Genomic DNA, 18,955 nt, shown 5'->3' with positions numbered 1-18,955 from the left:
CCCCTGCACCCTGCACCCTGCCCCCCTGCTTCTTCCCCCATGTCCCGGTTAAAAAAATAACCCCAGATAGGTAGACAAAATCGCTTCACCACTAAAGAGGGTGATTAAGGCTCCTAAAGCTAGAGAAGGGCCAAAAGGTATTTTTTGCCCAACTTTTTGCCGTGATAGCAACATTGAGCCACCGCCTACGATGACACCGACTAAACAGGCAATAAAACTAGCTAGAAGCAAATACTTCCAACCTAACCAAACTCCCATCATGGCGGCTAATTTCGCGTCACCGGCACCCATTGCAGTTTTACCCAAGGCGATGGAACCTACCATAGCGATCGCATCAAACAGCCATAATCCTAATACTGCTCCCACAATCGCCATCATCAGGTGATTAACTAAGCCTATCCAACCCGCTGGTGAAAAAAAACCAATAGTCATTTGAAAACAAATCCCGACAACTAAACCCGATTGAGTCAGGGCATTAGGTAGGGTCATTGTATCCAAGTCAATGAGGGATAAGGCCAATAGCCAGCTACAAAAAGCCCAGTAACTGATGGTCAGAATTGAAACGTGGAATACCAAAAATACCACCAAAAAAATTATCCCCGTTATCCCCTCTACCACAGGATAACGGATGGATATCTTGGTTTTACAATAACGGCATCGCCCTCTTAACCATACCCATCCCAGCACTGGCACATTATCGTGAGCTTTGAGCTGGTTTAAACAACGAGGACAGCGAGAAGGCGGCCACAAAACAGATAGTTTAGCCGGTAACCGATAAACTACAACATTAATAAAGCTGCCAATAGATGCACCCAAAGCGAAGACAATGATACTCGCCGGGACGACCATCAATATGTCCATATAGTCCTTTGTCATTTTGCATACACTACTCTAGCCTTTAGTTTCTGTTTTTTCACAGAAATGTTAAGACATTTGAAGAGTATATACGTCTTGGTCAAAAGTTAATCAATGACCAATGACCAATGACTAATACATATGTGATTCAATTTGACTTAATGGGACAAAACATTCTTGAGGTAAAAGTACTGGTTGGTGAGTAAAAATCACTTTACCCCGATGAGTAATGTGATTAATTGCTACTCCTGAAGGTTGTCCAGCTATTTCAGGATGTACCTCACAATGGATGTAATAAATCTGCCCTGCTGCTCTGATTAAGGCTGGATCAATCAAAGGAGACTGGTTTTTGGGGGCAGTAAATTTTGCTTGTTCTTGTCGTAATGCGTACACTATCGACTGTTATATAAATTGCTAGATTTGTCTTTAGTTTATCTGATACATTCAGCAAAGGTTGCCAAATTGCCAGATTAAGGCGGAAATTTATGATTTTTCCAGCGCTTTAATTAATGATTCCCCCATAGCGCGGCAACCTAAGAGATTCATGCCAGGGGACATAATATCACCTGTGCGATCGCCTTGGGCTAAAACTTGCAATACAGCTTGTTCCATTTTGTCTGCGGCTTGTGGTTGGTCTAAGCCGTAGCGTAACATCATGGCGGCACTTAAAACCTGAGCTAGAGGATTTGCTTTATCTTGTCCGGCGATATCTGGGGCGGAACCGTGGACTGGTTCAAATACACCAGGGCCAGAAGCACCTAAACTAGCAGATGGTAACATTCCAATACTACCGGTGAGCATGGCAGCTGCATCTGAGAGAATATCGCCAAATAAATTACCTGTGACAATAGTATCAAATTGCTTGGGAGCGCGTACCAGTTGCATGGCGGCGTTATCGACGTAGAGGTGAGATAATTCCACGTCGGGATATTCTGAAGCGAGTTGAGTTATGCGATCGCGCCACAACTGAGATACTTCTAATACGTTGGCTTTATCTACAGAACAGAGTCTTCCGCCACGTTTGCGGGCGGCTTCAAAGGCGACGCGTCCGATGCGGTCAATTTCGGACTCAGTGTAAACCATTGTATTCACACCGCGTTTTTCTCCGGTATCAGTGGCGAAAATTCCCTTGGGTTGACCAAAGTAAATCCCACCGGTGAGTTCGCGCACCACCATAATATCTACGCCTTCCACAACTTCTCGTTTTAAAGTGGAAGCATCAATTAACTGCGGTAAAATTTGCGCTGGGCGGAGATTGGCAAATAGTCCTAATCCGGCACGCAGTCCCAACAAACCTGCTTCTGGGCGTAAATTCGATGGTAGGGAATCCCATTTATAACCACCTATAGCAGCCAGTAGGATAGCATCACTGTTGCGGCAAGTCTCTAGGGTAGCAGCTGGTAGGGGTTCGCCTGTAGCGTCAATTGCTGCACCACCAATCAGGGCTTCTGCAAATTCAAATTGCAGGTCAAATTGCTTACCGACTACTTTCAGCACGTCTACCGCTACGGCCATAATTTCGGGGCCAATGCCATCGCCGGGGAGTAGGGTAATGCGGTAGTTCTGGGTCATAGTTAGTTTTTATGGGGTAAATGCTTGTAGATTAAACATCATACTAAATTAGGTTCTCTACTTAAACATAAAACCTTGACGATATAGATCCCCGACTTCTTTGAGAAGTCGGGGATCTGGGTATTACGTTTTTTAAGTTTGAGCTACTTACCAATTCCACATCACGGCATTTTCATCGAGATGGTCGGTAACAATCCGCCCAATACTATCGATTTCTACGAGTTCGTTGTGATCAAGTTGAACATCAGCCGCTTTGGCGTTGTCTTGTGCTTGTTCGGGATAACGCGCCCCGGCAATCGCATTTGTTTGGGGTTGGGCGATTAACCAAGCTAATGCTAACTGCGCCAAGCTACAATGATGACGCGCTGCTATGGGACGCAGTTTTTCTAAAGCTTGTTGGGCGCGTTGAAAGTTTTCGCCTTGAAATAATTTATTCTTAGCCCGGTTATCTGTTGGGTCAAATTGATGACCTGCTTCAAATTTTCCGGTTAACAATCCTTGGGCTAAGGGTGAATAAGCCAAGATGGAAATATTATTTTCTATACAATAGGGCATGGCATCTTTTTCTACCTGCCGCCAAAATAAAGAATACGGGGGTTGTAAACTATCAATACGTCCATACTGTGCGGCTTCTGCCAATTGGGCGCGGTTAAAATTAGACACCCCGATTGACCGGATTTTTCCTTGTTCTTTGAGTTGATTCAAAGCCCCCATAGTTTCCTCAATGGGGACTATTTCCGAATTGAAAGCCCCGGAAGGCCAATGTATTTGGTAAAGGTCTATGTAGTCAGTTTTGAGATTTTTTAAGGAGCGATCGCACGCTTCCATAACTAAATCATGCTTGAGATGGTTGGCGAAAACTTTCGAGGCGTACTCGACGCGATCGCGGACATCAGATAAAGCTGCGGCGATAATTTGCTCAGAATGTCCTTGACCATAGACTTCCGCAGTATCAATTGTGGTCATCCCAGCTTCAACGGCGGCGCGGATAGTTTTAATTGAGTCCCCATCCTCTATTCCCGTCCACATGGCTTTACCAGCTTGCCAAGTCCCCATGAGGATGGGTGTAATGTGGATATCTGATGTGCCTAGTCTGCGCTTTTCCATAATGCTTCCCTGATGAATATCTCCGAATATTTGATAATTTAACGGTTTTAGCTGGAAATTAAATCTGAGTCACGATAGATACTATGGAATAGTTAAGACATTAGTCCGTAACCCACTATTATCCTTAAGTTTCTGGTGGGTTACGCTGCGCTTTAGCGAAGCCATGCCCCTTGGGCTATACCCACCCTACTGGAATGACGGAGTACAAGCTCTGTCTAGGTCTTCTCCCTTGCTCCCCGCTCCCCTGCTTCTTTTGACACTCAACAAACAACAGAAATTCACCGAATTGTGGCTGAAAAGTCGGAGCAAATTTTTTTTAAATCTGTGAAAATGCTGCAAATGCAGGTAATGTCAGCAATCCACCCTCGTGTAACTATCAAAACAAATCCTCTAATGTCGCAATATCTGCCGAAATCGTAGTTATTGCTACATACACTTACAAAAACCGCAGATACTATTAGAAAATTCTTACCCCTAGAGTAAGGTAAAACAAAAATATTGGTTTGTCCTTATCTCCTACAGCAAGCCATTGATTACAACCCATTAACAGTTAAATAATTGTGCTGTTTTAGTTAGTACACAAAATCACGAATACTGGGGGGATAAAAAATTATCCCACAAGGCTGAGGCAGGTATTGACAAAATTCTGCCACTATGCAAATAAGCGAAACTTAAGGAGTTTGCCATGCAACGTCAAATGTGCTGGTTATCTAAGTCTGGCAGCGATGGAGAGAAAATATTACATCTGCAAGCCTCGCCTAATCAACCTTGGCGACCCTACACAGCTTTTCCCCAATTTGCAGTACCTGATTATCAAATTCCTGGTGGTTCTAAAGGTTGGGCAACTTATCAAAAACTTCTCAAAGCTGGCTGGACTTTAGTACATAGCGCACGGGCAAATGAGTTTAGCACCAGCAGCTATGCAGAATCAAGGCTGCAAAATTAATAGACATCTGTTAGAAACCACGGGGAAAACCTTGTCCACGAGGGTCAGCTGCTGCTTCTAAATCTCCATCTGCGGTAACAGCGATCGCGTTAGCATTACCCCAAGAGTTACTTTCGTTGATCTGGTGTCCGCGACGGCGTAACTCTTGCAGGGTGAGAGTATCTAAACCCCAACGTTCCACACGTAACTGATCGGGTAACCACTGGTGATGTATGCGCGGGACTGAAACTGCTGCACCTACATCCATTTGGTATTCCAGTACATTCAGGATAATTTGCAATACCTGAGTGATGATGGTGCTACCACCAGGACTACCCACCGCCATGCGGAGACGGCCATTCTCGGTGATAATTGTGGGAGTCATGCTAGATAAGGGAGTTTTGCGAGGTGCGATCTCATTAGCTTCATTTCCCACCAAACCAAAAGCATTAGGGACTCCCGGTGCGGCGGCAAAATCATCCATCTCGTTGTTGAGGACGATACCAGTCCCCGGTGTGGCAACACCTGCACCAAAGCCGAGATTAATGGTAAAAGTCAGACTGACGGCGTTATGTTGCTCATCGACTACGGTGAGATGGCTGGTTTCAGTGGATTCACTCTTAACTAGGGAATTTAAATTAACTGGCTTGACTTGACTTGCAGGTTTCGCCGTTGACATATCAATTTCTTGACGGCGTTTTTTGGCGTAATCCGGGCTGATCAGTTGTTCTACAGGGACTTTGATAAAATCGGGATCACCTAAATATTCTGAACGGTCAGCATAAGCAATTTTCATGGTTTCTACCATTAAATGCAAAGCATCAGGGTGATGCCATCCTAAAGATTGCAAGTCAGTCTCACCGATGATGTTTAACATCTGCAATAAATGTACTCCTCCCGATGACGGTGGTGGCATTGAGCAGATTGTAGCTTGACGGAAATTTCCACAAACAGGAGTCCGCCAAATTGGTTTGTAGGCTTTGAGGTCTTCTAGAGTGATTAAGCCGCCGTTTTTTGCCATGTCAGAGGCGATCGCCCAGGCAATATTTCCGGTATAAAAACTGTGGGGACTGCGGGCAATATCCGTTAAAGTCCGTGCCAAATCACGCTGTATCAGCCTTTCACCTGGTTGATAAAAATCCCCGTTACGAGTGAAAATCTCCCGCATTCCTGGATTATCCAGCACTGTCTGGAGGCGTGTTTGCTTGGATAGTACACTTCTGAGAATAAAGCCATCTTGAGCCAGTGCGATCGCAGGTTTTACCACTTCTGCCCAAGGTAACTTACCATACTGACGATGCACTTCATACATTCCGGCTACGGTTCCTGGTGTCGCCACAGCTAAATAGCCAATTACACTTGCATTGGGACGCACCTTACCTTCTGCATCCAAATACATATCTTTTGTCGCTTTCAGGGGTGCGCGTTCCCGAAAATCCAAAGCTTTGATTTCGCCAGTTTTCCCAGAGTGCATCAATAAAAAGCCGCCACCACCAATTCCGGCTGAAAACGGTTCAACTACAGAAATGGCAAAAGTTGTCGCCACAGCCGCATCAATAGCGTTACCACCTAGGCGCAACATCGCAATTCCTGCATCACTGGCTAGAGGATGGGCTGAAACCACCATACCCTTTTTACTGCGTAGGGGTGATGTAATAGTGGCTATGGCGGCTTGGCTGTAAATAATCAGGCTACAAGAAAAGATGGCGATCGTAATCCGTCGGGATACAGCAAAAATAGGCATTTTTTATCCTTTTAATGGGGAGTAGGGAGTGGGGAGTGGGGAGTGGGGAGTGGGGAGTGGGTTAAAAACCTTTTGGTGTCTAAGTTTGATTATCTATTTATGTCTTAACCTCCTTGGCGGTTGCTATACAATGACTATGGCCAATTGTGGAAAGACACAGAAGAAAATGTCATTGTGATTCAGCCAAAACAGATTTAATATGAAAACCAACTTCTGGAAATTTATTGTTCGTTGTAGAGATGCGAAAAATCGTGTCTCTACATTTATTACTTCCCAAAATAAGTGCATCTAGAACTTGATCACAAAAACCACTTTACACTAGGATGACAAACCCTGAGATTTGCGAAACTCGCGCACAACAGTTTTAATATCCTGTAGTTCACCTTCAACTAAATTGTTTAATTCTCGCATTTTATCGGCTGTCATTTGTCCAGAAAGTTGATTTATTGCTGTTCTTAATTGCGGATATTTCTTCAAAGTTTCTTTACGGATAATGGGCGCAGCTTCATAAGGTGGAAAATACTGTTGATCATCTTTAAGTACCACCAATCCCAGGCGGGAGATTTGCCCATCTGTAGAATTTCCTGCTATCATATCCACTTGTTTTTGAATCAACGCTCGATATATTAAACCCAAGTCCATAATTTGGGGAGGTCTGGCAAAACTTAGACCGTAGGTTTTCGCTAATCCTGGAAAACCATCTTCCCGTTCTAAAAATTCATAACCGAACCCACCACGCCATTGAGGTGTATATTTAGCAGATTCTGTGAGAGTTTGAATGTTGTAGCGTCTAGCATCTTCACCGCGAACAATCATGGCAAATGTATTTTCAAACCCTAAACTGGGCATCACTTCTAAATTAAATTTTTCTGCATATGCCTGTTTTAACTGCTGATAAACTACTTTTGGATCATTAACTGCTGGTTGTTTTAAAATTCCAGTAAAAGCCGTGCCTGTATACTCAATATAAGCATCAATTTGTCCGGCAAGAATAGCATTATGGCAGACAAAGGAACCACCTAAACGGGGACGACGCGTGACTGTTAAATCAGTATTATCTTCAATTTGCTGGGCTAAAAGTTCCCCTAAAATATCTTGTTCAGTAAAATCTTTGGAAGCAATAACAATATCACCAGCACTGCTCGTAGTAGGATTAAAATTACAACTAGCGATCGCTACTGCCATCACACAAGTTAAAATACATAATATCCAGAATCTCTTCATAATTTTCTAATAATTCACCCCTAAGTATTGTAGGGTGCGTTAGGATGAAGTCCGTAACGCACCATTATTAAGGCTTTGGTGCGTTACGCTACCGCTAACACACCCTACTTGTCTGTAAGCGCAAAGCGCAGGCTACGCCAACAAAAATCAAATAGTAGTCCTATATATTTATCTATGTTTATCTGTGGTGTCTAACTTCCACAATCACCAAACCTCATGAGCAATTCAAGCTTTAACCTTTAATTTTTTCTCCAACAAACCAATACTCAAGTCAGCGAGTAATGCAATAAACGCCGCCGGTACTGCGCCAGCTAAAATTAATTGATTATTCACCACTGAAATTCCGCGAAAAATAAACACGCCCAAACCCCCAGCACCAATGGCGGCGGCAATTGTGGCAATTCCTATGGCAATGACTGTTGCTACCCGCACACCTGCCAAAATTACCCCCATTGCTAAGGGAATCTCTACTTGTAACAACAATTGTCTATCTGTCATTCCCATACCTCTCCCAGCTTCCCGAATCGCCGGATCTACCCCAGTTATACCAGTATAAGTATTGCGGATTATCGGCAGAAAGGAATATAAAGTCAGGGCAAAAATTGCTGGTACGACCCCAATACCGCCAATTACCGGGACTGGAATCAGTAACCCAAATAATGCCAAACTGGGGATAGTTTGCAGAATATTGGCAATACCGAGAATCGGTTGGCGCAGGTGAGTTTTACGGGTGATTAAAATACCTAAAGGAATCCCAATCAGTGTAGCAGTGGCGATCGCAATACTCACCATAAATAAGTGTTCTAGGGTATGGCGCAGGATTTCTGGGGCATACTTGATCAGGAAAAAGTCTTTCATAAAGTCTCTTGCAGTGATTGCAGACATTGGAGAAAAGCTAGGCTTTCTGGATGTGGCGATCGCTTAAATTCATCCTTTGTCCCTAATACTACCAATTCTCCCCCACACATCAACCCAATTCGGGAAGCTAAAACAAAGGCTTCTTGAATGTCATGGGTGACAAACACCACAGTTTTGTTTAATTCCTGTTGTAAACGGCGAAATTCTTGTTGCAGTTCTAAGCGCGTAATCGGATCGAGTGCGCCAAAAGGTTCATCCATCAATAATACTGGGGGATCGGCAGCTAATGCTCTAGCTACACCGACTCGTTGCTTTTGTCCTCCCGAAAGTTCATGAGGATAACGCCCCGCAAATTGTGCAGGATCTAAGCCTACCATCTGCAACAATTCATAAACCCGCATTTTAATTTGCTTAGGTTGCCAACCGAGTAAATTCGGCACTAAACCCACATTACGTTCTACTGTAAAATGGGGAAATAAACCAGTTTCTTGGATGACATAACCAATATTGCGCCGCAATTTAATTTCATCCCATTCAGTTGTGGGAATGCCATTAAATAATACTTCGCCTTGTGTAGGTGTGAAGAGGCGATTGATTAACTTCATTGTCGTAGTTTTACCGCTACCACTACGTCCGAGTAAGACTAAAGCTTCTCCCTGGCTAATGGAGAAATTGAGATGAGATACTAAAGGGCGATGGTTGCGGCTAAATGTAACATCGCGGAATTCCACAGCAATTGGTTTTTGTGGTTGCATATTAAGTTGATTTTTGCAGGTACTTATTCACTACTTATGCCAAAAGTTCAGGTTAACGGCATTGATTTGTTCTACGACATCAAAGGAGAGGGTGAACCTTTACTATTAATTGCTGGTTTCTTATGCGATCACTCCTATTGGTCGTTAATCATGCCATCGCTCGTTGCCCAATATCAAGTTATTCGTCTGGATAATCGCGGCATGGGGCGCAGTTCTGCCCCCGATAGTCCCTATAATATGCAGCAGATGGCAAAGGATGTCGCCGCATTACTTGATCACATTGGCATCGAGCAGGTAAATTTAGTCGGTCATTCGATGGGTGGTCAAATTGCCCAAGAACTGGTATTGGCACACCCTGAAAGGGTAAAAAGTCTAATTTTGCTTTCAAGTCTAGCCAAGGGTGATGGCAGATTCAATCATGTGATTGAGACATGGGGTGACCTCCCCTGTCATATAGACCTGAAGCTTTATGAAAAGCTTGTATTTCCCTGGATATTTACCGATGAGTTTTATGCCATTCCAGACATGGTAGAAGAACTAATCGAGTGGGCAGTCAATTATCCCTTTGCACCAGCAACACATACACTCTATCATCACAGTAGAGCTATCCTGAGCAGTGATACACAAGACCGACTGCATAACATTCACTGTCCGACTCTGATTTTAGTTGGCAGACAAGATATTCTTACCCCAGTTAAATTTTCTGAACAACTAGCTCAAGGTATTCCCCACGCGGAACTAGTAGTGTTCGACCGTGGCGGTCATGGCTTTTTGATTGAGTCCTCGGATACAATAATTTCCGCCATGCTGAAATTTTTAGGAAAATTGCCGTAATTAATGTAAATAAAAATGTCAAATTTTTAAGTGATTTGGATTCTAGTGAATGTGGGTAACTGGGATAATAGTGGCATATTATTATAGGTAGGCATTGGTCACCCTATTAATCCTCAAGGATACCAATATAAACATGACAGACTTTAGAGAGCTGCAAGAATGGGAAAAAGCGCACGAATTAACCGTTGCAGTCTATGAAATTACTAAAACCTTTCCAGAAGAGGAATTACTGGGGCTAACACAACAAATTCGTTTAGCTTGTGCGGCCATTCCCATTAAGATAGCTCAGGGATGCGATCGCGATGACTATGAAATGCAACTGGATTTTCTGGAAATGGCGCGGGATTCAGTGATTGAGGTGGAATATTACCTGCTGCTTTGCTTTGAGTTGCATATGCTGGATTCGTCTGATTATGATCTTCTCATCAGTGACGTGGTAGAAGTCAAGGAACTGCTAGCATCTTACATTGACAAGCAAAGTCACAATTTTGATGAATAGTCGGGTTATTAACCTCCTTCCCCAACACCTGCAAACTATCTACACTCATGCGGAAAGTACCTACCCAGAAGAATGCTGTGGTCTAATTCTCGGTCATCTGGGTAGGGAGGGCAAAACTGTCATCGAAGTCATACCCACAGAAAACGCTTGGAATACCCAAGCCGATGAGTTTCCCGATGAACACACATTACAGAGTACCAGAAGACGATATGCGATCGCTCCCCAAGTCATGTTACAAGCCCAAAAAGCCGCACGCGATCGCAACTGGAATATTATCGGTATATACCACTCACATCCTGACAATTCCGCTACACCTTCAGAATGCGATCGCCGATATGCTTGGGCCGAATACTCATATATAATAGTTTCCGTTCTAAACGGCAAAGCTGCAAAAGTCCAAAGTTGGATTCTTGATGATCATCACCAGTTCCAACCAGAATTAATTGAAAACATAATTTAAAAATATCGTTTTTCGATAAGATCAATATTCCTCGCTGATCTACCTAACTTTTATGCTCAATCCCAACCTGGAAGAAATCCAGTTGACCAAAGACGATTATGAACGCTACTCCCGCCATCTAATTTTGCCAGAAATTGGACTAGAAGGACAGAAGCGTTTAAAAGCTGCAAGTGTGTTGTGTATTGGTACTGGGGGACTAGGTTCGCCATTACTTTTATATCTTGCAGCCGCAGGTATCGGACGCATTGGTATTGTGGATTTCGATATCGTCGATACTTCCAACCTGCAACGCCAAGTCATTCACGGTACATCCTGGGTAGGTAAACCCAAGATTGAATCAGCAAAAAACCGAATTCATGAAATTAACCCCCATTGTCAGGTTGATTTATACGAAACTCGCTTGAGTGCTGAAAACGCCCTGGATATCATGAAACCTTACGATATCGTCGTGGATGGTACTGATAATTTCCCCACCAGATATCTCGTGAATGACGCTTGCGTATTGCTCGATAAGCCGAACGTCTACGGTTCCATTTTCCGCTTTGAAGGGCAAGCCACGGTCTTTAACTACGAAGGTGGGCCGAACTATCGTGACTTGTACCCAGAACCACCACCACCAGGAATGGTTCCTTCCTGTGCAGAAGGAGGCGTACTCGGTATTTTGCCTGGAATGATTGGCATTATTCAGGCTACAGAAACAGTAAAAATTATCACAGGAAAGGGTAACACCTTAAGTGGACGATTACTGTTATACGATGCCTTAGAAATGAAATTCCGCGAATTGAAACTTCGTCCTAATCCCATTCGCCCAGTTATTGAAAAGCTGATAGACTACGAACAATTCTGCGGAATTCCGCAAGCTCAGGCAGAGGAGGCCAAACAGCAGATGGAAATGTCAGAAATGACCGTTAAAGAATTGAAAGAATTAATAGATAGCGGTGCAAAGGATTTTGTGCTGTTGGATGTCCGTAATCCTCATGAATACGAAATTGCCAAAATCCCTGGTTCTGTATTAATCCCCTTACCAGATATTGAAAATGGCGACGGGGTAGCCAAGGTAAAAGAAATACTCAATGGACACCGCTTGATTGCTCATTGTAAGCTGGGCGGACGGTCTGCCAAAGCTTTGGGTATCCTCAAGGAAGCGGGGATTGAGGGGACGAATGTTAAAGGCGGAATTAACGCTTGGAGTAAGGAAGTAGATCCTTCAGTTCCAGAGTATTAAAATGTTTTAAACAGAGTAACGCAGAGATTTCACGTTTATTCTCTGCGCCTCTGAATTCAGCGCAACTTTTTTGATTTATGCAAAAAATTGTAGATTGGGTTGAGGTAACCAAACCCAACACTACCAATAATGTCCTGTTTTAAGCTTGTCAGTCCAGTAGGGTCTGTTATGGCTTTAGCCTAACGCACCGTCTTCTGGTCTTGGTGCCGTACTCTCCTCGATAACACACCCTACTTGTGTGTTTCATAAATCAAATAGTAGTCCCATATTAGATAATTAAACCAACAGGAAATAACAATGGATGATTTTTTGTTTTTAACCCGTGTATTCCCATCAGTTGATATTTTTGTAGGATTAAAACCAGCTTTAAAAAGAAATACAAAAGGCAAAACCATTTTTAGTTGTTTTGATGTCGATGACAAATTAGTAGCGAGTCGGGTATTAAAAGAAGCAAGAGGTCTAAAAAAACTGGCGGTTCCTTCAATAACTCATAAGATACATATTAAATCATTCAATGAAGATTACTATCTTGCGGATGTCAAATTAATGATTGAGGACTGTATTAAAGATAAAATTGCCTACGTTAAAAGAGATTATGGGTTAACACCTGAAGAATATTATCAAGAAATACTAGAAACTCGTGCAAAAGCAAGTTTAGTTAAAGAAGTGGCTGTAAGAATTGATGAGTCCGATTTTTCAGACAGTGAGGAATTTGTAGTTAATACCAATTTAATATAAAGATGCATAAATAGAATTTAAGCATAAATCCAGTTCCCCTCCTCGCTGGCGCTATCGTGTACACAACACAAGTCCTGCCTGTCTGCGTTTGAGCCTGTTCTGCCCCCTAAATCCCCCAAGTTTGGGGGACTTTGAAAATTCTTGTTCCCCCAGAATTGGGGGTTAGGGGGCGATTCGATCACTTGTGTGTACACCGTAGCCTCGCTTGCGGGGAGGGGTAGAAATAATATGCAACTGCACAAATAATTGGTATAAGAGTGAGTAGATAAAACCAGCTTCTACAGCGGTAAAAAACGGGTTCACCTACTGATGAACGAGCGTAAAATATTTAAGTATTACAGAGTATTTGCAGTTAATGTGCTTTCCCTGCGCCCAAATATAGTTCACCTACTTTGGGATTATGCAATAATTCTTGACCAGGGCCTGATATAGCATCGCGTCCAGATTCAAGTACATAACCACGGTCAGCCATTTCTAAGGCTTTACGGGCGTTTTGTTCTACTAAGACAATTGCTGTACCTGTTTGATTAATTTGTTTAATTTGCTCGAAGACTTGCGTTACTAGGATGGGGGATAATGCCGCAGAAGGTTCATCCAATAGCAGCAAACTAGGTTCCAACATCAAAGCTTTGCCCATAGCTAACATCTGACGTTCCCCACCTGATAGCGTACCAGCACGTTGACGACGGCGATCGCTTAATCTCGGAAACATGGCAAAAATTTGATCTTTCAGCGGTTTCAGGGGTACATCGCGCACAAAAGCCCCCATTTCTAGATTTTCCTCAACACTCAGGGAAGAAAAAACATTGGTTAGCTGTGGTACATAGGACATTCCCTTCCTGACGATTTCATTGGACTTTAACCCAGCAATATTTTCATCTTTAAAGGTAATTGTGCCTGTGTGTGGAGTTAAAAGCCCAAAAATTGTTTTGGCTAAGGTCGATTTACCCGCACCGTTGGGGCCTATCACTGTCACCAATTCACCTGGTTGAACACAAAAATTCACCCCTTGCAGGATATCTATATCTTTGCTGTATCCGGCGTGAACATTTTGAACTTCTAGCAGTGATGTAGAACTCTTTACTGAACCTGACATAAAATCCTTTGAAGTTTCTGATTTGCAGTAAGCGCTCTTTGCATCCTACCTTGTGGGTATGCCTCTCGAACGTCTGTGAGATTTGCCTTTGTCATAGGCTTTAGCTTACACAGGCGCTTTGCTCAGGCAAACCCGACCACAAAGTTGTATGGTCACTTAATTCTCTAAGGGTATTTATAAATTTGCAGAAAAGTTGCCAATGATGACAATTATTCTTTTAATAAAAAATATTAGCATTAACTTTACATAAGTTTTCAGGCAAAGACGTTGGACGCAAAGTCTTACCTTCTTGCAGTCGATGTGTGAGTTTTATTTGCTGAACCCCTGATGTACCACAAGGCTGACTTCCACTCCTATATAAAAATTTGAGAACAGAAAATTTTTTGGGTTTCTGTCCTCAACTACTGGGCTTCCGCCTTCAATCAGTCTAAAAACTATGCAGTTTTTGCTGTTTGCTTACGGCGCGCTGCGAAGTAGATTCCCATTAAGGATAAAGCAGCTAAACTACCAGGTTCAGGAACTGAAGTAGGTGGTGGTGGTGTAGGGTCGTCAAAAGTAACTACAACTGGTGCTAGCGTCTCCAGATTATTACCAGCTTCTCCAACGTAAAGATATAGTGGGCCTGAAGGAAGGGCGCTAGTCAGGTTAAATAGAACTTGACCACCATCACCTAAGCTGACAAATCCGCCCGCTTGTTGGGGAGTTGTAGCGAACACAAAAGCATCAACAGTGTTCAGTGTAGCAACTGCGTTATTAATATTGCCGCCAGTAGTACCAAATAAAGCTGGGTCAACAGGAGCGCGCTGGGTTCCTGGAGTAAACACAGGGTTGGCTGCAAAAACGTTTAATGGTGTAGCCGTGTTGATGTCTACGGCATTGTTAATCAAGGTGGTGCTGATTTTGATGGCATCTAAATCAAAACCACTAAATTGACCAGGAAGTCCAGTCTGGCCATTTCCATCGGCAATCAGAATGGAAGTGATATCGTTGATACCGGATAAATCAGCCCGGAAAATTCCACTAACTGTAGGTTGACTATCAGGAGCCGTTCCCGTTGTGAAAAAACCGTTTAGTGGTGTGAAGTTAACACTCAATGTTGCAGCTGAAGCTGCTTGAGCCGACATTAAAGTAATTGCTGAAGTAGCCAGACCCAACGCTACTATCTTAGAAATGGTGCTTGTACTGTTTTTGATCATAAGTTTTGCGTATGGCTAGCAGGATATACCGTTTACACGGTTTCTTGTATCACTCGATCAATCATACCTGCCAGGTGAGAAATTTGACTAGATATTTTTACACACTTTACAGAAAATTTATACAGATACTAGCATAGTGTTATATATGTATAGTATCAGAATGTAATCCCACGATGGATTTACTGCAAAAACAGGCAAAATTGAAGTGTTTCAAATGCCTGTAATCATCAACAATTTGGGCTAAGATTTAAATTTACGGTGTTTTTTGCAGATCAGGTCGTTCTTCGGGAACGATCGCATCGGCTACAGGGCAAACTTGGATACATATACCACAATCGATACAGGTGGCAAAATCAATCCAATACCAATCTGTTCCCTTGACATTTTTTCCTGGACCTTCATGAATACAAGCTACTGGACAAGCATCTACGCAGTCAGCAACACCTTCGCAAACATTAGTAACAATGGTGTGCGGCATTTTTTCGATTCCCTTTCTTTCGGATCAGCTTTATCTAGCCTAGCAGGGTACTGGGGGAGATGGCAGAGATTTTTTCTGAGTTCTTAGTTTCTAATTTCTCCGAAATGTCAATTCAATCACTGGCAATTTGGGTTTTTCACCTCACCCCAGACCCCTATGGGAGAATCTGACCCAAGTCAAAGACGGGGTGAGGTGCTGTCTAGTTAATTCTTAACTAAGGCAATGATTCGCTTTCGATGGAACCATCAGATTTAATCCAAGCAATTTTGGCAATGCCGCGATCGCTTGCGTATTCTCTAATAGCTTCCACATCTCTGCCACCTAAATCCATTTCTACCCGGACTAAATCTGTAGAATCACGCAGTTTTTGGGCGTGGGCAAAGGCCGCAGCTTCAACATTTGCTGTCTGGGCTACTACTAACCAGTTACTGGCTGGGGTTGACTGTGGTAATTGCTGAGTAGTTAAGAGAATTTGGTATAAATCCTCGATATTAAGTACGAAACCAATACCGGGAATATCTTCGCCTTGGGGATGATATAGCCCCAAAAGCTGGTCGTAGCGACCACCACGCCCTAAAACTCTGGCTTGTGAATCAGTATCGCTGACGATTTCAAAGACTATACCAGTATAGTAGTCTATGGTTTGGATGAGGCTAAGATCAAGAATTAAAGGAAAGTCCCCTTCTGATTCTAATAACTCTACCACAGATTTGAGGTTATGTACAATCTCTTGTTGCGCTGGATCTAAACCGAGGCTACTGACTTTTTGCAAGACATCTGCACTGTCACCACGGAGATCCATCATGATTCTGGCGCGATCGCGCAGTTGCTCATTCAAGGGTAAAGTATCGATGGCAATGCGATCAAGATGGGCGATCGCACTCCGAACTTGACCTCGGATATTCACCGGAAAAGCATCCAGAAGCGATCGCGTAATTCCCGCTTCGCCCAAAATTAAATGCCAATCTTGCAAACCCAGTGCAGCCAGACAATTTCTCGCCAATAGTAGCACCTCGGCATTTGCCAACAATCCGCCCACACCTAACAACTCAACCCCAGATTGATAAAACTCTTGCTGGCGATTGTGCCTGTTTTCCCAGGTACGGCGGAAGACATTGGCATTGTAGTACAACCGTTGTGGATAGGTAACATCTGCCATGCGCGTAGCCACTGCACGAGCAATAGAAGCTGTCAACTCTGGACGCAATCCTAATTCTTCATCTTCACCATTTTGCAGTTGAATTACCATCTGGCGTTGAATTGCTTCTCCCGCCATCAAAGTATCCATGCGTTCTAATGTTGAAGTGATAATCCTGTGATATCCCCAACGATGAAACACCTGCTGTAACCTATCTTCAATCCAGCGTTTTTGAGCCACATCTAAAGGTAATAAATCCCTGGCTCCCGCTGCTGGTTGATACACCATTATTTTTTCTTCCCACCAAACAAACCACCAAACAAACCCCCACCTCCAGACTTATCTGGTTGTTTACTTCCATCATCAGGAGGTGAAGTTACTTTCGAGCCACTGGATTGTTGCCCTAAAGCCTTTTCTATTTTAAGTTTCCATGTCAACGCTATTTCATTATTGGGATCTAATTTCAAAGCATGATCAAAATGAATTTTTGCCATCTTCATCTGATTTTGCTTCAAATATATCAAGCCCACCAAACCATGACAGTGACTATTTTTAGGATCTAGCTTCAGCGCATCCTGCAACTCCACACTGGCTTGACTCAATTGGTTTTTGTCAATAAACTCTTGAGCGCGACGGATATACTGAGCTACTACAGGTGAATCTTCTTTGACGGTGGGGGGTGGTGGTGGCGGTGCTGTATTTGCCTTTGGCGGGGATGAAATAGTTGTGGGTGTAGGCGATGACGGTGGTGGGGTGGAAGCCTGGGCAGCACTCCGCATGAGATAAACTAAATTTAACTCACTGACTTGGGAGATGATTTGAATTGATTGCTTTAACGAATCATATTGGATTTCAGCGATTTTAGCGATCGCAGTTTTGTAAAAATGCTCAATATTCGGAGTATTCACTAGTTGTTTAGCCAAGTCGCTAGTCACTTCTACTGAGGTAGAGTCTTGTACTAGGCGCTTGCCCATTTGAGACAAAACTATAATGTATTCTGAGTGAATGCTTTCTTTGGAAAGATTTTCATAAGCTGGGTTAACCCACTTTGATAACAATTGATGAGCTAGCTGTTTTTTCTCATCTGAGACGATCACGCTGCTATCCGGGTGCAACCTGCGGGCAATTTGCAGATACCGTTTACGTATTTGCTTGACATCCGCGTCAACGGGAACACATAAAATAGCGTGATAGTCTATGAAATCATATTTAAATAATCCACGATCTATTTTTAAAGGCATAGAGCGGTTTTGCACTAAAAGAGCTTGACCTTTTGTTTAGTTTACTTTGCTTCATCGGTAATTGGTCAATAACAAATAGTCAGATACCAGGTATAAATTACCAATTTTCCCATTCCCCTCACTTCCAACTCGATAAAGGCCGAACTTCAACCAACTCACGACTTAGCTTGTTATGAATATTACCATTAGTAGCCAGAATTCGGCCTGATTCAATCTGGAAAAGAGTACCATCATAGGCAGTAACTTCACCTCCAGCTTCTCGCAATAACACTACACCAGCGACCACATCCCAAGGAGAAATTCCCCGTTCCCAGTAACCATCAACACGCCCACAAGCAACATAAGCCAAATCAAGGGCGGCGGAACCGCTACGCCTCACCCCTTGGGTAAGATGAGTCAGGTGACAAAATTCTGCGTAGTTGTTATCCGATGTTTCCCGGCGGTCATAGGCAAATCCCGTTACCAGTAAGCTTTTACTCAGTTCAGATATTTCTGAAACTTTGATAGAATGACGGTTTCGGGTTGCGCCTAAGCCAGTCGCCGCGCGAAATAGCTCATCATGTAAAGGGTCATAGATGACACCAACTTCCGGGACACCATTAACTAATAACCCAATGGAAACCGCAAAAGCCGAGTATTGGTGAGCGAAATTGGTTGTACCATCCAAAGGGTCAATCGCCCAGAGGTATTGATTATCTTGATTTCCTAATTTTCCTGATTCTTCAGCCAGGATAGAATGTTCGGGAAAGTGGCGACGCAAAATTTCCAAAATCACTGCTTCCGAAGCTTGATCAGCAACAGTGACTAAATCCCCAGGGCGACCCTTCTCGGTGATAGCATCTTCTAACTTACCCAAATACCCTTGCAAAACCGCACCCGCAGCCAACGCCGCTTCTGTAGCAATATCTAGAAAATTTTGTAAATTAGTCATTGGTTATTAGTCATTAGTCATTGGTCATTGGTCATTAGGAAGTCACCGTCTTCTCCCCCCTGCTCCCTGCTCCCTGCTC

General features: G+C 43.3%; 20 protein-coding genes. 6 read left to right on the top strand and 14 right to left on the bottom strand.

Going from position 1 to position 18,955, the window contains the following annotated elements; genetic code table 11:
* Positions 1-48: 48 nt before the first annotated feature.
* From AACX33_RS00165 to AACX33_RS00150, 4 genes are all read right to left on the bottom strand, one after another.
* On the bottom strand, positions 49-861 hold the full coding sequence (locus AACX33_RS00165; RefSeq protein ID WP_193998742.1) for a prepilin peptidase: 813 nt from the start codon (positions 859-861) through the stop codon (positions 49-51).
* 126 nt (positions 862-987) lie between these two features.
* Positions 988-1,248: a hypothetical protein gene (locus AACX33_RS00160; protein WP_193998549.1), complete on the bottom strand. Its 261-nt coding sequence runs from the start codon at positions 1,246-1,248 to the stop codon at positions 988-990.
* Between the two features lie 90 nt (positions 1,249-1,338).
* Positions 1,339-2,427 carry a 3-isopropylmalate dehydrogenase gene (gene leuB / locus AACX33_RS00155; RefSeq protein ID WP_193998550.1) on the bottom strand — a complete coding sequence of 363 codons (1,089 nt, stop codon included), beginning with the start codon at positions 2,425-2,427 and terminating at the stop codon, positions 1,339-1,341.
* 147 nt (positions 2,428-2,574) lie between these two features.
* A complete protein-coding gene (locus tag AACX33_RS00150) occupies positions 2,575-3,534 on the bottom strand; it encodes an aldo/keto reductase (protein WP_193998551.1) in 960 nt (319 codons plus the stop codon).
* A gap of 685 nt (positions 3,535-4,219) precedes the next feature.
* Between AACX33_RS00150 and AACX33_RS00145 the strand changes: the two genes are divergently transcribed.
* Positions 4,220-4,480: a hypothetical protein gene (locus AACX33_RS00145; RefSeq protein WP_193998552.1), complete on the top strand. Its 261-nt coding sequence runs from the start codon at positions 4,220-4,222 to the stop codon at positions 4,478-4,480.
* Between the two features lie 10 nt (positions 4,481-4,490).
* On the opposite strand, the gene ggt is transcribed toward AACX33_RS00145, so the two are convergent.
* From ggt to AACX33_RS00125, 4 genes are all read right to left on the bottom strand, one after another.
* Entirely contained in the window at positions 4,491-6,203 is a 1,713-nt protein-coding gene (gene ggt, locus AACX33_RS00140; protein ID WP_193998553.1) for a gamma-glutamyltransferase, read from the bottom strand.
* A gap of 318 nt (positions 6,204-6,521) precedes the next feature.
* Positions 6,522-7,427: a glycine betaine ABC transporter substrate-binding protein gene (locus tag AACX33_RS00135; protein ID WP_193998554.1), complete on the bottom strand. Its 906-nt coding sequence runs from the start codon at positions 7,425-7,427 to the stop codon at positions 6,522-6,524.
* Positions 7,428-7,652: 225 nt separating this feature from the next.
* Complete coding sequence (locus AACX33_RS00130; RefSeq protein WP_193998555.1) at positions 7,653-8,285, bottom strand: ABC transporter permease; 633 nt, start codon at positions 8,283-8,285, stop codon at positions 7,653-7,655.
* Positions 8,282-9,040 (bottom strand): ATP-binding cassette domain-containing protein, encoded by a 759-nt coding sequence (locus AACX33_RS00125; RefSeq protein ID WP_193998556.1) that lies wholly within the window; start codon positions 9,038-9,040, stop codon positions 8,282-8,284. Before AACX33_RS00125 ends, AACX33_RS00130 begins: the two co-directional genes overlap by 4 nt.
* 36 nt (positions 9,041-9,076) lie before the next feature.
* Between AACX33_RS00125 and AACX33_RS00120 the strand changes: the two genes are divergently transcribed.
* The 5 genes from AACX33_RS00120 (at position 9,077) to AACX33_RS00100 (ending at position 12,796) form a co-directional block, all read left to right on the top strand.
* Entirely contained in the window at positions 9,077-9,874 is a 798-nt protein-coding gene (locus tag AACX33_RS00120) for an alpha/beta fold hydrolase (protein WP_193998557.1), read from the top strand.
* Between the two features lie 133 nt (positions 9,875-10,007).
* On the top strand, positions 10,008-10,373 hold the full coding sequence (locus AACX33_RS00115; RefSeq protein WP_193998558.1) for a four helix bundle protein: 366 nt from the start codon (positions 10,008-10,010) through the stop codon (positions 10,371-10,373).
* Entirely contained in the window at positions 10,366-10,833 is a 468-nt protein-coding gene (locus AACX33_RS00110; RefSeq protein ID WP_193998559.1) for a Mov34/MPN/PAD-1 family protein, read from the top strand. Before AACX33_RS00115 ends, AACX33_RS00110 begins: the two co-directional genes overlap by 8 nt.
* Before the next feature lie 52 nt (positions 10,834-10,885).
* The gene (gene moeB, locus AACX33_RS00105; protein ID WP_193998560.1) at positions 10,886-12,058 is read left to right on the top strand and encodes a molybdopterin-synthase adenylyltransferase MoeB; all 1,173 of its coding nucleotides are present in this window, start codon (positions 10,886-10,888) and stop codon (positions 12,056-12,058) included.
* Between the two features lie 297 nt (positions 12,059-12,355).
* Positions 12,356-12,796, top strand: coding sequence for a hypothetical protein (locus tag AACX33_RS00100; protein ID WP_193998561.1), 441 nt, complete (start codon positions 12,356-12,358; stop codon positions 12,794-12,796).
* Between the two features lie 352 nt (positions 12,797-13,148).
* On the opposite strand, the gene AACX33_RS00095 is transcribed toward AACX33_RS00100, so the two are convergent.
* The 6 genes from AACX33_RS00095 to AACX33_RS00070 all read right to left on the bottom strand — a co-directional run bounded on the left by AACX33_RS00095 (position 13,149) and on the right by AACX33_RS00070 (position 18,876).
* Positions 13,149-13,892: an ABC transporter ATP-binding protein gene (locus tag AACX33_RS00095; RefSeq protein WP_193998562.1), complete on the bottom strand. Its 744-nt coding sequence runs from the start codon at positions 13,890-13,892 to the stop codon at positions 13,149-13,151.
* A 434-nt stretch (positions 13,893-14,326) separates the two neighbouring features.
* The gene (locus AACX33_RS00090) at positions 14,327-15,088 is read right to left on the bottom strand and encodes a PEP-CTERM sorting domain-containing protein (protein WP_227789361.1); all 762 of its coding nucleotides are present in this window, start codon (positions 15,086-15,088) and stop codon (positions 14,327-14,329) included.
* Positions 15,089-15,341: 253 nt separating this feature from the next.
* On the bottom strand, positions 15,342-15,566 hold the full coding sequence (locus tag AACX33_RS00085; protein ID WP_015136728.1) for an indolepyruvate ferredoxin oxidoreductase subunit alpha: 225 nt from the start codon (positions 15,564-15,566) through the stop codon (positions 15,342-15,344).
* A gap of 214 nt (positions 15,567-15,780) precedes the next feature.
* Positions 15,781-16,992: an ATP phosphoribosyltransferase regulatory subunit gene (locus AACX33_RS00080; protein WP_193998563.1), complete on the bottom strand. Its 1,212-nt coding sequence runs from the start codon at positions 16,990-16,992 to the stop codon at positions 15,781-15,783.
* On the bottom strand, positions 16,992-17,945 hold the full coding sequence (locus tag AACX33_RS00075; protein ID WP_193998564.1) for a J domain-containing protein: 954 nt from the start codon (positions 17,943-17,945) through the stop codon (positions 16,992-16,994). The genes AACX33_RS00080 and AACX33_RS00075 overlap by 1 nt, the downstream gene beginning before the upstream one ends.
* A 118-nt stretch (positions 17,946-18,063) precedes the next feature.
* On the bottom strand, positions 18,064-18,876 hold the full coding sequence (locus AACX33_RS00070) for an inositol monophosphatase family protein (RefSeq protein WP_193998565.1): 813 nt from the start codon (positions 18,874-18,876) through the stop codon (positions 18,064-18,066).
* Between the last annotated feature and the right edge of the window lie 79 nt (positions 18,877-18,955).

Origin of the sequence: Nodularia sp. LEGE 04288, assembly GCF_963896525.1 — a bacterium.
Classification (GTDB): domain Bacteria; phylum Cyanobacteriota; class Cyanobacteriia; order Cyanobacteriales; family Nostocaceae; genus Nodularia.
This window is presented reverse-complemented; position numbering and strand designations above follow the sequence as displayed.

Coding starts and splice junctions, on each gene's coding strand:
- AACX33_RS00135 (WP_193998554.1), bottom strand. CDS start 7,427: ATGAAGAGATTCTGGATATTATGTATTTTAACTTGTGTGATGGCAGTA.
- leuB (WP_193998550.1), bottom strand. CDS start 2,427: ATGACCCAGAACTACCGCATTACCCTACTCCCCGGCGATGGCATTGGC.
- AACX33_RS00080 (WP_193998563.1), bottom strand. CDS start 16,992: ATGGTGTATCAACCAGCAGCGGGAGCCAGGGATTTATTACCTTTAGAT.
- AACX33_RS00115 (WP_193998558.1), top strand. CDS start 10,008: ATGACAGACTTTAGAGAGCTGCAAGAATGGGAAAAAGCGCACGAATTA.
- ggt (WP_193998553.1), bottom strand. CDS start 6,203: ATGCCTATTTTTGCTGTATCCCGACGGATTACGATCGCCATCTTTTCT.
- AACX33_RS00085 (WP_015136728.1), bottom strand. CDS start 15,566: ATGCCGCACACCATTGTTACTAATGTTTGCGAAGGTGTTGCTGACTGC.
- AACX33_RS00100 (WP_193998561.1), top strand. CDS start 12,356: ATGGATGATTTTTTGTTTTTAACCCGTGTATTCCCATCAGTTGATATT.
- AACX33_RS00130 (WP_193998555.1), bottom strand. CDS start 8,285: ATGAAAGACTTTTTCCTGATCAAGTATGCCCCAGAAATCCTGCGCCAT.
- AACX33_RS00070 (WP_193998565.1), bottom strand. CDS start 18,876: ATGACTAATTTACAAAATTTTCTAGATATTGCTACAGAAGCGGCGTTG.
- AACX33_RS00125 (WP_193998556.1), bottom strand. CDS start 9,040: ATGCAACCACAAAAACCAATTGCTGTGGAATTCCGCGATGTTACATTT.
- AACX33_RS00150 (WP_193998551.1), bottom strand. CDS start 3,534: ATGGAAAAGCGCAGACTAGGCACATCAGATATCCACATTACACCCATC.
- moeB (WP_193998560.1), top strand. CDS start 10,886: ATGCTCAATCCCAACCTGGAAGAAATCCAGTTGACCAAAGACGATTAT.
- AACX33_RS00120 (WP_193998557.1), top strand. CDS start 9,077: ATGCCAAAAGTTCAGGTTAACGGCATTGATTTGTTCTACGACATCAAA.
- AACX33_RS00145 (WP_193998552.1), top strand. CDS start 4,220: ATGCAACGTCAAATGTGCTGGTTATCTAAGTCTGGCAGCGATGGAGAG.
- AACX33_RS00095 (WP_193998562.1), bottom strand. CDS start 13,892: ATGTCAGGTTCAGTAAAGAGTTCTACATCACTGCTAGAAGTTCAAAAT.
- AACX33_RS00110 (WP_193998559.1), top strand. CDS start 10,366: ATGAATAGTCGGGTTATTAACCTCCTTCCCCAACACCTGCAAACTATC.
- AACX33_RS00090 (WP_227789361.1), bottom strand. CDS start 15,088: ATGATCAAAAACAGTACAAGCACCATTTCTAAGATAGTAGCGTTGGGT.
- AACX33_RS00075 (WP_193998564.1), bottom strand. CDS start 17,945: ATGCCTTTAAAAATAGATCGTGGATTATTTAAATATGATTTCATAGAC.
- AACX33_RS00165 (WP_193998742.1), bottom strand. CDS start 861: ATGGACATATTGATGGTCGTCCCGGCGAGTATCATTGTCTTCGCTTTG.